This is a genomic window from Ureibacillus acetophenoni, assembly GCF_900220965.1.
In the GTDB taxonomy this organism is placed as follows: domain Bacteria; phylum Bacillota; class Bacilli; order Bacillales_A; family Planococcaceae; genus Ureibacillus; species Ureibacillus acetophenoni.
Genome location: NZ_OBQC01000002.1, coordinates 318242 through 331441, shown reverse-complemented (window position 1 = coordinate 331441; position 13200 = coordinate 318242). Strand labels below are relative to the sequence as shown.

Annotated in this window: 10 protein-coding genes and 1 other annotated feature; all 10 genes read left to right on the top strand. The window is 35.1% G+C overall.

Features of this window, described 5'->3' with window-relative positions:
* The first annotated feature begins 8 nt into the window (after positions 1-8).
* The 10 genes from hemB (at position 9) to CRO45_RS04330 (ending at position 13188) form a co-directional block, all read left to right on the top strand.
* The gene (hemB, locus tag CRO45_RS04380) at positions 9-989 is read left to right on the top strand and encodes a porphobilinogen synthase (RefSeq protein WP_097148417.1); all 981 of its coding nucleotides are present in this window, start codon (positions 9-11) and stop codon (positions 987-989) included.
* Between the two features lies 1 nt (position 990).
* Entirely contained in the window at positions 991-2280 is a 1290-nt protein-coding gene (gene hemL / locus CRO45_RS04375; RefSeq protein ID WP_097148416.1) for a glutamate-1-semialdehyde 2,1-aminomutase, read from the top strand.
* Positions 2281-2452: 172 nt separating this feature from the next.
* On the top strand, positions 2453-3424 hold the full coding sequence (locus CRO45_RS04370; RefSeq protein WP_097148415.1) for a hypothetical protein: 972 nt from the start codon (positions 2453-2455) through the stop codon (positions 3422-3424).
* Between the two features lie 373 nt (positions 3425-3797).
* Positions 3798-4047: a binding site (T-box leader), on the top strand.
* A 54-nt stretch (positions 4048-4101) separates the two neighbouring features.
* Positions 4102-6750, top strand: a complete 2649-nt coding sequence (locus CRO45_RS04360) for a valine--tRNA ligase (protein ID WP_097148413.1) — start codon at positions 4102-4104, stop codon at positions 6748-6750.
* Between the two features lie 123 nt (positions 6751-6873).
* The gene (locus tag CRO45_RS04355; RefSeq protein WP_097148412.1) at positions 6874-8169 is read left to right on the top strand and encodes a bifunctional folylpolyglutamate synthase/dihydrofolate synthase; all 1296 of its coding nucleotides are present in this window, start codon (positions 6874-6876) and stop codon (positions 8167-8169) included.
* Positions 8169-9425, top strand: coding sequence for a bifunctional folylpolyglutamate synthase/dihydrofolate synthase (locus tag CRO45_RS04350; protein ID WP_097148411.1), 1257 nt, complete (start codon positions 8169-8171; stop codon positions 9423-9425). Before CRO45_RS04355 ends, CRO45_RS04350 begins: the two co-directional genes overlap by 1 nt.
* Positions 9426-9598: 173 nt before the next feature.
* Positions 9599-10261: a hypothetical protein gene (locus tag CRO45_RS04345; RefSeq protein WP_097148410.1), complete on the top strand. Its 663-nt coding sequence runs from the start codon at positions 9599-9601 to the stop codon at positions 10259-10261.
* A 94-nt stretch (positions 10262-10355) separates the two neighbouring features.
* The gene (locus CRO45_RS04340) at positions 10356-10949 is read left to right on the top strand and encodes a Maf family protein (RefSeq protein ID WP_097148409.1); all 594 of its coding nucleotides are present in this window, start codon (positions 10356-10358) and stop codon (positions 10947-10949) included.
* A gap of 7 nt (positions 10950-10956) precedes the next feature.
* Positions 10957-11655, top strand: a complete 699-nt coding sequence (gene radC, locus CRO45_RS04335; protein WP_097148408.1) for a RadC family protein — start codon at positions 10957-10959, stop codon at positions 11653-11655.
* 513 nt (positions 11656-12168) lie between these two features.
* On the top strand, positions 12169-13188 hold the full coding sequence (locus CRO45_RS04330; RefSeq protein ID WP_097148407.1) for a rod shape-determining protein: 1020 nt from the start codon (positions 12169-12171) through the stop codon (positions 13186-13188).
* The last annotated feature ends 12 nt before the right edge of the window (positions 13189-13200 follow it).

Here is a 13200-nt window from a genome sequence, read left to right as displayed (position 1 = left end):
GGATCTATATGACACAATTGCATTTTAAAAGACATCGTCGCTTAAGATCATCAGCAACAATGCGCTCAATGGTGAAAGAAACATATTTACACAAAGAGGATTTAATTTACCCTATATTTGTAATGGAAGGAGAAAATATTAAAAACCCTGTTAGCTCAATGCCGGGTGTATTTCAATTTTCTCTTGATAGATTAGATGAAGAAATTGATGAAGTTGTTGAATTAGGGATTCCAGCGGTTATTTTATTCGGTATTCCAGCTGAAAAAGACGATGTTGGGACAGGAGCTTTCCATGACCATGGAATTGTTCAAGAAGCAACACGTCAAATTAAAGCTCGTCACCCAGAGCTTTTAGTTATAGCTGACACATGTTTATGTGAATTTACTGACCATGGACATTGTGGTGTAGTTGAAGGTGAAACAATTTTAAATGATCCTTCATTAGATGTATTAGCTCGTACCGCTGTATCACAAGCAAAAGCAGGAGCAGACATTATTGCACCGTCAAATATGATGGATGGTTTCGTTATTGCAATTCGTACCGCACTTGATGAAGCAGGATTCCACGATGTGCCGATCATGTCTTATGCTGTAAAATATGCTTCAAGCTATTATGGACCTTTCCGTGAAGCGGCAGATGGTGCACCACAATTCGGGGATCGAAAAACGTATCAAATGGATCCATCAAACCGATTAGAAGCAATTCGCGAAGCTCAATCAGATATCGATGAAGGTGCAGATTTCTTAATCGTTAAACCGGCATTATCTTACTTAGACGTTGTACGAGATGTACGCAACAACTTCCCGGTACCAATTGTTGCATATAATGTCTCTGGTGAATATGCGATGATTAAGGCTGCTGCAGGTAATGGTTGGATAGATGAAAAATCAGTCGTTTTAGAAACATTATTAGGAATGAAACGTGCTGGTGCTGATTTAATTTTAACTTATCATGCAAAAGATGTTGCTCGTTGGTTGGAGGAGAAATAATATGAAAACTTTTGAAAAATCGATCGAAGCATTTAAAGAAGCCGTTGATCTAATGCCAGGTGGAGTTAACAGCCCTGTTCGTGCATTTAAATCTGTAAATATTGATCCAATTTTCATCGATTCAGGAAATGGCGCAATCATTAAAGATATTGATGGTAACGAATATATTGACTATGTGTTAAGTTGGGGACCACTTATTTTAGGTCATTCTCATCCTGAAGTTGTTAAAGCGATTCAAGAGCAGGCTGTAAAGGGCACTTCTTTTGGTGCACCTACTTTACTAGAAAATAAATTAGCTGAACTTGTTATTGATCGTGTTCCAGCTGTTGAAATGGTTCGTTTTGTATCTTCAGGTACAGAAGCGACAATGGCAGCACTACGTTTAGCACGTGGATATACAAAAAGAGATATTATTTTAAAATTTGAAGGTTCTTATCATGGACACGGTGATTCTTTATTAATTAAAGCTGGTTCTGGTGTGGCTACACTTGGATTACCAGATAGTCCTGGTGTACCAGCTGATATAGCAAAAAATACTATGACTGTTCCTTATAATGATATTGAAGCAGTTAAAGTTGTATTTGAGAAATTTGGCGAACAAATTGCAGCAGTTATCGTAGAACCTGTTGCAGGAAATATGGGTGTTGTTCCTCCAAAGCAAGGCTTTTTAGAGGGACTTCGTCAAATTACGAAGGAGAATGGTTCTCTACTTATTTTTGATGAAGTAATGACTGGTTTTCGTGTTGGCTATAATTGTGCACAAGGATATTACGGAGTAACACCTGATTTAACTTGCTTAGGTAAAGTTGTAGGTGGTGGACTTCCAGTTGGGGCTTATGGTGGCCGTCGGGACATTATGGAACACGTTGCTCCTGCAGGCCCTGTTTACCAAGCTGGTACTCTATCTGGTAACCCATTAGCAATGACCGCAGGTATTGAAACTTTATCCCGTTTGACACCTGAATCATATGATTATTTCACAAAGCTTGGTGACTTACTAGAAGCAGGAATACGTGAAGCAGCTACAAAATACAACATCCCACATACAGTAAACCGTGCTGGTTCGATGATTGGATTATTCTTAACAAATGAAGAAGTAGTTGATTTCGAGACAGCGAAAACTTCTGACTTAAGTTTATTTGCTGAGTATTATAAATTAATGGCAGAAGAAGGTATTTATTTACCACCTTCACAATTTGAAGGATTATTTATTTCTACTGCACATACTGAAGAACATATCAATAAAACAATTCAAGCATTCCATACTGTTTTTGAAAAACTTGCTCGATAATTAATATTAAATAGTAAAAAAAGTGTCTTTTTCAATGATGAGAAAGGCACTTTTTTGTTTTTTAAAATAACTAGAAAAAGCCCTGAAAACCTCATATTTAGTAGGAGATTTTGGAGACTCGATTTTGCATACTTGAAATTCTTTCGCATATTGTATTAGCGGGAGGGATTTAATGCAAAATTATAATTGGGATATAAAGACACAATTTGTTTTTCCTGAAGAATATGGGCTAGTAGAAGATGTTGTTGCTGTTGATATAAAACCACGTTTTCAGCTAATTGAAACAGAAGAATCGCTTAGACTAGTTGGAATTTATCATATTACTTCAACTGTACGTTTTGATCCACATGAACTACCAGAATACAGTGAAGGTACTCTAATTGAACATATTGAACTAAATGAAGATGATGGATACTTTGAATACGCATTACCATTGGAGGTAAATTTACCAAAAGAAAAAATTCCTGATGGTTGTCATCCAGAGCTTTATGTTGAAAATGTTAATTACGATGTATCTACAGGATCTTGCGCAGCATTCAATTGGGATGTTTCTTGCATTATTCCTGAGCCTGTTGTGGAGCCTGCGATTGAGGAAGAGGATAGTATTCGATTTGATGCTTATCTGGAGTCGAATAATATTCCACTTGAGATTCCCAGTGCAAATGCCTTTGCAGATCTAATTCAAAATACTGAAACAGACAAGCTTGAAGTAAGCCCAGTTAATGAAGAGCCTGTATCCGACGAAGAACCTGTTTCTAACGAAGAAGAACTTGTGTTGAAAGATGATACAATTGATGAAGTAAGTTTTGATAATTCTAGTTATGTTGAAAGCTTCGAGAACAATTCTGAAGAAAGTATTAATGATTTTAAACCAGAGACATTTTTACAATCTTCAAATGTTATAGTTCCTGAACCAGAAATTGTAGTATCTGAAGTTGAACAAGCGAGCAATGAATTAGAAAATAATGAATTAGATTTAGTAGATGGTAACTTAGTACAGACAGAAGATTTATCACCAGAGGAAGAAGTTGTTGATCGAGCGTTTGATTCTGATGATTTCTTCTCTAGTTTAAGTGAGTCTTATACTCTTTTAGATTTAAAGTCAAATAAGGTCAGCCAAGAGGAGCCAAGCGATTACGAGTAAAATCAATAAAAGTAATATGTCACCGGTAGTTGGTATAAAGAAGACCCGGACTCCTTGAAAAACAACAATTGGTATAATGACGGTTCTACAGTAGAATCTTATTTTTCTTAAACCCGGTGGCAATGTATATGGATTATATTTTCTTCGTCTTTTCCGTTTCAAATCATTTCACTCCTTTCTAATATAAATGTAATTTGGGCATAAACCCTAATGCATTAACTTCATTCATGAGAATATTAGAATCAAATTCTGATTCTAAAGACATACTTTTACTAGCCGTTTAAATTTTTTTGAATGAAGATAAATTGTTGTCACTTGAAAACTGTTAATGGTATATTATACAATATGAACAGTTTAAAAATTTAGTTCAATAAGTGATGCGATGAATAGGAAGAGTAAAATGAGCATGATTGCATTAGAGAGGAAACGGTAGCTGAAAAGTTTCTGCAAAACATTCATTTGAAGGTAGCCTATGAGCAACTTTTGTGAAATAGTAGTAGCAAAATGTCGGTTTAACGCCGTTATCGATTCGAGAGCTAAGACGATGCCAATGATTTTGTTGATATCGGCTTAGAATAAAGGTGGTACCGCGGAAAAAAATGTAAAACTCCTTCGTCCTTTTTAAGACGATAGGGGTTTTTTTATTTTTCTATAAAATTATGGAGGAGTCGATCAATATGACAGAACAAAACATCTCAATGCCAACAAAATATGATCCACAAAGTATTGAAGCGGGTCGTTATGAATGGTGGCTTAAAGGCAAATACTTCGAAGCACAACCTGAAAGTGGAAAAGATCCATACTCAATTGTAATTCCACCTCCAAACGTAACAGGTAAACTGCATCTTGGTCACGCATGGGATACAACATTACAAGATATTCTAATTCGTATGAAACGTATGCAAGGATATGATGCATTATGGTTACCAGGTATGGACCACGCAGGGATTGCTACACAAGCAAAAGTAGAAGAAAAATTACGTGCAGATGGCATTTCTCGCTATGACTTAGGCCGTGAAAAATTCCTTGAAAAAACTTGGGAATGGAAAGAAGAATATGCTAGTCATATACGTGCACAATGGTCAAAACTAGGCTTAGCTTTAGATTACACTCGTGAGCGTTTTACTTTAGACAAAGGCCTTTCAGATGCAGTAAAAGAAGTATTCGTTAAATTATACGAAAAGGGTTTAATTTATCGTGGTGAACGTATTATTAACTGGGATCCAGCAGCAAAAACTGCTCTTTCTGATATTGAGGTAATCCATAAAGAGGTAGAAGGTGCATTTTACCATATGGAATATCCATTAGCAGATGGTTCTGGTAAATTACGAGTAGCTACTACACGTCCGGAAACAATGCTTGGAGACTCTGGTGTAGCAGTACATCCAGAGGATGAGCGTTATAGACATTTAGTTGGAAAAACAGTTATTCTTCCAATTGTAGGTCGTGAAATCCCAATCGTTGCAGATGATTATGTTGATATGGAATTTGGAACTGGTGTAGTTAAAATGACACCTGCTCATGATCCGAATGACTTTGAAGTAGGTAACCGTCATAATTTAGAACGTATTTTAGTTATGAATGAAGATGGTACAATGAATGATTTAGCTGGTAAATATGCTGGAATGGATCGTTTCGAATGCCGTAAACAAATTGTGAAAGATTTACAAGAAGCAGGCGTACTTGTTGAAATCGAACCACATACACATCAAGTTGGACATTCTGAACGTTCTGGTGCAGTTGTTGAACCTTACTTATCTGCACAATGGTTCGTAAAAATGGGACCACTTGCAGAGCAAGCGTTAGAAATCCAAAAACACGAAGACGAGAAAGTTAACTTTGTTCCTAACCGTTTTGAAAACACATATAACCGTTGGATGGAAAACGTTCATGACTGGTGTATTTCTCGTCAACTATGGTGGGGACACCAAATTCCTGCTTGGTACCATAACGAAACAGGTGAAATTTACGTTGGTAAAGAGGCACCTTCAGATAGCGAAAACTGGACACAAGATGAAGACGTTCTTGATACTTGGTTCTCATCTGCTTTATGGCCGTTTTCAACTATGGGTTGGCCAGATACGGAAAATGAAGAATATAAACGTTACTACCCTACAAATACATTAGTAACTGGTTACGACATTATTTTCTTCTGGGTTAGCCGTATGATCTTCCAAGGAAAAGAATTCACTGGGGAACGTCCATTTAAAGATGTATTAATCCATGGGTTAGTTCGTGATGGCGAAGGTCGTAAAATGAGTAAATCTCTTGGTAACGGTGTTGACCCGATGGATGTGATTGACCAATACGGTGCCGATTCACTTCGTTATTTCTTAGCTACTGGTTCATCTCCAGGTCAAGACTTACGTTATACAACGGAAAAAGTTGAATCTACTTGGAACTTTGCAAACAAAATTTGGAACGCTTCTCGTTTCGCATTAATGAACATGGAAGGTTTAACGTTTGAAGAAATTGATTTGACAGGTAATTTAAATGTTGCAGATAAATGGATCTTAACACGTTTAAACGAAACAATTGAACGAGTAACTACTTTATCAGACAAATATGAGTTTGGAGAAGTTGGTCGTGAACTTTATAACTTCATTTGGGATGACTTCTGTTCATGGTATATTGAAATGGCTAAACTTCCACTTTACGGTGAAGATGAAGCTGCGAAGAAAACGACTCGCTCTGTATTAGCATATGTTTTAGATAATACAATGCGTTTATTACACCCTATGATGCCTTTCATTACAGAAGAAATTTGGCAACACCTTCCACATGAAGGAGAGTCAATTACTGTAGCAGCATGGCCAACTGTTAAAGAAGAGTATAACTTTGCACAGGATGCAGAAAACATGAAGTTACTTACAGAGATTATTCGCTCAGTACGTAATATTCGTGCAGAAGTAAATACTCCAATGAGTAAGCAAGTACCATTATTTATTGCTGCAAAAGATGAAGAAACAAAATCGATTTTAGAAGAAAACCGTGCTTACTTAGAAAAATTCTGTAATCCGGAAACACTAACAATTGGAGTGAATTTAGAAGCTCCGAGTCAATCGATGACTGCTGTAGTTACTGGTGCTGAGTTGTTCTTACCATTAGCAGGATTAATTAATCTTGAGGAAGAAATTGAACGTCTATCTAAAGAGCTTGAAAAATGGGCAAAAGAAGTAAAACTAGTTTCAGGAAAATTATCAAACGAAAAATTTGTTTCAAAAGCACCTGAAGCATTAGTAGCAAAAGAACGTGAAAAATTGGCTGATTATCAAGAAAAATATGAAACAGTTGAAAAACGTTTAGCAGAACTGAAAAATATGTAATATGATTAGAGATGTCCTAGTGTAAACTAGGGCATTTTCTTATTTTCCAATTAAACATGATAAAGAATTGTTAATCATCAACTAAAATACATAGTAGAAATAAATAAACAGAGGCGATACTAAATGTTCCATACTATAGAAGAATGTACAAACTTTATCTTTCAATTAAAGGCAAGCCAATATAAAGGCAAGCCATTAGAGGCAGTTCGAATTATTTTAAACGAGCTTGGTAATCCACACAATTCGGTTAAATTCATACATTTTGCAGGTTCAAACGGCAAAGGCTCTTCTCTAAATGCTACTCGTGAAATATTAATGGGCCATGGATTACAAGTTGGAGCATTTATATCTCCGCATTTAGAAAGAGCAAATGAGCGTGTTACAATCAATAAACAACAAATTACTGATGAACAGTTTCTTTATTATGCCAATAAATTATCATCCATTATTGAAGAAAAACTTAATGGGAAATATCCCACTTTCTTCGAAGTAATGATGCTTATCTCATTTTTACATTTTGCTAATGAAAAAGTTGATATCGCATTAATCGAGACAGGGATTGGTGGCCGTATTGATTCAACAAATGTTATTACGCCAGAAGTTTCAGTGATTACGACAATCTCCCTAGAACATACAGAAATACTTGGTGACACATATGCTAAAGTTGCTCTTGAAAAAGCTGGAATAATAAAAGAAAAAGTCCCAGTGGTAGTTGGAGTGAAAAATGTAGAAGCTCTACAAGTAATTAATCAACAGGCAAAAAAAATGGGTTCAGAATTGTATCGCTTAGGAAGAGAAATTCATGTTTCAAATATAATTAGAAAAAATCCACAAATTTTTAATTACTCTTTAAATTCTAGAGATATTACGGACATTCCACTTTCTATGCTTGGAAATCATCAAATTGATAATGCGGCTTTAGCAATAACAGCAGCACTTATCTATGATTCGACAATAACTGATGAAACGATACGTCATGCACTAAGTAACGCAAAATGGGAAGGGCGTTTTGAAAGAATAGGTAAACAAATCATTATTGATGGAGCTCATAATTCGGAAGGGACAAGCGTGTTGATTGAAACGTTAAAAGAAGTCGAACCGAACAAAAAATATAAATTTGTTTACGCAGCACTGCAAGATAAGGACCATCAAAATAGTATACAAATGATGGATGAAGTCGCCCATAAAATGAGCTTTACAGAAATCGCCTTACCGCGTAGAGCGAAGGCAAACAATTTAGCTTCCCAATCAAAACATAACAAAATTACAGTGAATGAGAATTGGAAACAATTAATTGAAATAGAACTAAATGAACTAAAGGAAGATGAACTTCTAGTTATAACTGGTTCACTTTATTTTATTGCTGAGGTTCGATCTTATCTCTTTTCAACTTTTGAACGAAAGAAGGATACTCACTAATGATACCGAAACTTAATTTATATAAAGATAGCTGGGGTGTCCACAGTGATTCGTCAATCAAGCCTGGCTTAGATTCAATTATCCATGCGCTAATGTTGTTAGGAAATCCTCACAAAGACTTAAATGTTGTCCATATTGCTGGAACAAATGGGAAAGGATCGACTTTGTCCTTTATTGAAAATATTGCCTTAGCACACGGGTTAACAGTAGGTAAGTTTATGTCCCCTTGTATAATCGATGTGCATGATCAAATTCAGATTAATGGTGTCCCTATTACAGAACAAGAAATGAATGAAATATTTTCTTTTTTTAAAGAGTCAAATATTGAAGGTTTGTTAACAGACTTTGAATTGTTAACATGCGCGGCATTTGTCCACTTTAACAATAAACAAGTTGATTTAGTGTTATTAGAAGCAGGAATGGGCGGACGTGAAGATAGTACAAATGTAATTATGCCTATAGTTTCTGTCATTCCTAGCATTTCATTAGAACATACTCGTTTTCTAGGTAATTCTATTGAAAGTATTGCAGGACATAAAGCGGGAATTATTAAGAAAAATCGTCCTGTTGTTATTGGAAACTTACCTAACAGTGCTATTGAAGTAATTGAGAAAGAAGCAGTATCTAAAGATGCTCCGTTGTATCGTTTAGGTATTCAATTTCAAGTTGAATTAACTAGTACTGGTGACAGATATATCAATGAAAGAAAAAGTATTCATATTGAGGAGATCCATCGCTCACTTCTTGGAAACCATCAAAGTTCCAATATGGCACTAGCAATTACTTCATTTTTGGAAGTTGCAGATTATTTTCAATTATCAATTGATATCGACAAAGTTAGGAAAGCAATAGCAAACACAAAAGTACCAGGGAGATTTGAAGAAGTTATTAATAACGTATATTTTGACGGCGCACATAATCCTGAAAGTGCAACACAGTTAGTAAGAACAATTGAGAAACATTTCCCTAGTGAAAAGATTATTTTTGTAGTGGGGATGTTAGCAGATAAAGACGTAAAAAGTGTACTTTCAATTTTAGAAACTACTAGCAATCATTTTTATTTTGTTGATTTTTCAAACCCACGTGCAATGAATGCTGAAGAAATGTTTAATTTGTCGAATGCAACAGAGAAACATGTGTTAAAGGATTATTTACCTTTTATACAAAAGGCTAGTTTAAGCAATGGGAAAACGATTGTGACAGGTTCGCTTTATCTCCTTGCTGAAATTCGTCAACAACTATTATGTAGAAAATAATAGAATATTGGGTATTCTATACTTAAATCCATTTTCATATTTTAAAACTACTAATTTTATTGTCATTCAATGATGATTTTCAGAAAATAATGCGATATTTTTTTAGGACAAGGCGACACCGGTCTTGTCCTTTTTTGGTTTATGTTTGGTACGGTAGACTAGAGGTGATATGCATGAAATTTAACAGAGTAATCGGACAAAAAGAACTGATGCAAGCGGCGATATTTGGATCCATAGCTGGAATTATAGGTGTAGTATTTTTTGTGTTTATTTTAAATTCTATGAATTCAGTTGATGTCCAAGAATCAGCACATCCAAATCAAGAAGGCCAAGAAGAAACAATCCCTGTACAGTCAAACGAAACCGAAAGCGAAACAAATACACCTACTAGCGATTTATTTGTTGAAAAATTTTATGCAAATCAATACGGTGTCTTTTCAACATTTAATGGAGCGACAGAATTTATGGCCGGGTATCCTTTTTTAAACACAAGTGCCATCGTTAAAGTGGATAATAGTTATTATATTTGGTCTGAAATATCCACAGTAAAAGAAGGGTTAACTAAATCAGAAAATCCTGAATCCTTTATTAAAGAATTTACTTTATCTGGTGGTGCTTGTACAAATCCATCCATTCAAAATATCCCAATTTTATTATCAAATGAAGATCGGTCAAAATATTATTTTGAAGGTGGGGAAATTCCTGAAAATTTACCGGATGATTGGCAAACGATAACTGTAGCAATGGCGAACCTTTCAAGCGATTTAGATGTAACTCGAGCACACTTATTAAAGCATTATACTGAACTAAATAGCTGCTTGAAAATCCAATTTTAAATAGCGGTTTTTACTTTGAATTTAATTTTTTAACAAACAGTCAAATTTTCCAAAACAATTTTCCCGAGGTATGATAGCAGTAGGAGGAATGGTCATGAAATTTACTACAAATCACAATATTGTTCTTGCCTCAGCATCTCCAAGAAGAAAAGAGTTACTATCAAAACTTGGAGTACCTTTTGAAATTGTGGCAAGTAATGTTGAAGAAACTTCCATTAAGGAAAGTAATATGGAAAACTATGTTCGGGAAGTAGCTTTGTTAAAAACACGTGATGTTGCAAAAAAGGAAAAAGGGAAAATTATTATCGGTGCAGACACAATTGTTGTTTTTCAAAATCAACTTCTCCATAAACCAAAAACTACAGAAGAAGCAATTGCACATTTAGAAAAGCTTTCTAATAATTGCCATTCTGTAATGACTGCTATAGCCATCATTGATGGGAATGGAAAAGAAGAAACGTTTGTTGAAGAAACGAAAGTCTATTTTAAGAAACTACCCCTAGCGTTAATAAAGGCGTATGTAGATACTGGGGACCCTTTTGATAAAGCCGGTGGGTATGGTATCCAAACTGATGGTGCTTTATTTATCGATCGAATTGAAGGAGATTATAATAACGTTGTCGGTTTTCCATTAGCAACGGTTTTTGAAAAGTTGATCACTTTAAATATTTTACATATTCGGGAGTGATTAAAGTATGGTAGTGAATACATTACCAGAGCTAATGATTCGTGATGTTCACGTAAATGATCGACCTAGGGAAAGACTTATAAGTCAAGGCCCACAAAGTTTGTCCAACCAAGAACTAATCGCTATTTTACTACGGACAGGTACGAAAAATGAGTCCGTTTTGTCATTAGCGAATCGGATTTTAAATTATTTTGAAAAGATTCATGAGTTAAAACATGCAACACTAGAGGAAATTGTATCTATTAAGGGGATTGGTGAAGCGAAAGCAGTCCAACTTTTAGCGGCCATTGAGCTTGGTAGGAGAATAGCCCAAATGCAAGTAAATAATCGCTTTACGATTAGATCCCCACAAGATGCCGCAAGTTACCTCATGCCAGAAATGTCATCTTTAAACCAGGAGCATTTTGTAACCTTATTTTTAAATACGAAAAATCAAGTTCTTCATAAACAAACCATTTTTATCGGCAGTTTAAATTCCTCAATTGTACATCCAAGGGAAATATTCCGTGAGGCGGTAAAAAGATCTGCAGCTTCTATCATATGCGCACATAACCATCCAAGCGGAGTGGCAACTCCAAGTCCAGAAGACATTGATGTTACAAAAAGGATTCAAGAGGCCGGATATATTATTGGTATTGATTTGATTGACCATATTATAATTGGTGACCATCAATTCATAAGTTTAAAAGAAAAAGGATATATGTAATTTTTTATTATAAAAAACTCGTCCCATTTCCTTAGGGACGAGTTTTTTAACGTAGAAATATTTAATAGTCAACAAACTTAGATATATGCTTTAGGGAAGTATATTTAATAAGTTTTTTAGGCTTAATTTGTAAATTAGGCCATGTTGCGATTTTTAACCAATATTACATAAACATTTCGTGAGAACCTATTTTTGATTTATTCGTCATGTAAATAGTCGAATTTAGTCATATGAATGTAATAAGTTAATAAATTTTTTATTTGTTCTATGGGCAAAATAGAAATACAATGAAAGATGTTGAATTAAAACACTACTTGCATTATTTTAAAGTAGTTGTCTTTTTGTTAGGTAAAAGGAATGGTTTTCATATTCCTATTTACTTTAGTTAAACTTTTACATTTTTTATGTGTAGGATTGTTTCCGCACTATAATTTTTTAAATTAATCAGCTATAATAAATCGTATGATTTAAGGACCAATTATGTCCTTGGCTTAGAGAAAGGGAGTACAAAACTTGTTTGGACTAGGAAATAAAGATGTCGGGATCGACCTTGGCACAGCTAATACATTAGTATTCATTAAAGGGAAGGGAATTGTTCTACGCGAACCTTCAGTTGTCGCAAAAAATACAAAAACTGGTGAAATTGTAGCAGTCGGAAACGATGCAAAAAATATGATTGGGCGAACACCAGGTTCTATCGTTGCAATACGTCCAATGAAAGATGGCGTAATTGCTGACTTTGATATTACTACAGCAATGATTCAATATTATTTAAGACAAGCTTTGAAAAATTCAGGTTCTAATTGGAAAAAACCAAATGTAATGATATGTGTGCCTTATGGTATTACTTCAGTAGAACAGCGCGCAGTAATTGACGCTAGTCGACAAGCAGGTGCAAAAGAGGCGTTTACTATTGAAGAACCATTTGCTGCTGCAATCGGAGCAAATTTACCAGTATGGGATCCAACTGGGTCTATGGTAGTAGATATCGGTGGTGGTACGACAGAAGTTGCCGTTATTTCATTAGGTGGTATTGTAACTAGTGACTCTGTACGAATTGGTGGAGATGCGCTAGATCAATCAATTACTAGTTACATTCGTAAAGCTTATAATCTAACTATTGGTGAACGTACTGCTGAAAACATTAAGATTGAAATCGGTACTGCACGAGTAGATGGTGAAGTTGAAAAAATGGAAATTCGTGGACGAGACCTTGTTACAGGACTACCGAAAACTATTGAGATTTCATCTAAAGAAATTTCTGAATCATTAAAAGAAGCGATTGCTACAATCATTGATGGTGTTAAAAAGACACTAGAGCAAACACCTCCAGAACTGTCTGCAGACGTAATGGAAAGAGGAATTGTTTTAACAGGTGGTGGAGCTCTACTACGAAATCTTGACAAAGTCATTAGTGATGAAACAAAAATGCCGGTATTTATTGCGGAAAATCCTTTAGATTGTGTGGCAATCGGTACTGGAAAAGCGTTAGATCACATTGATTTAGTTCGCTCTCAACAATTAAAAAAATAAGGAGGAATAACA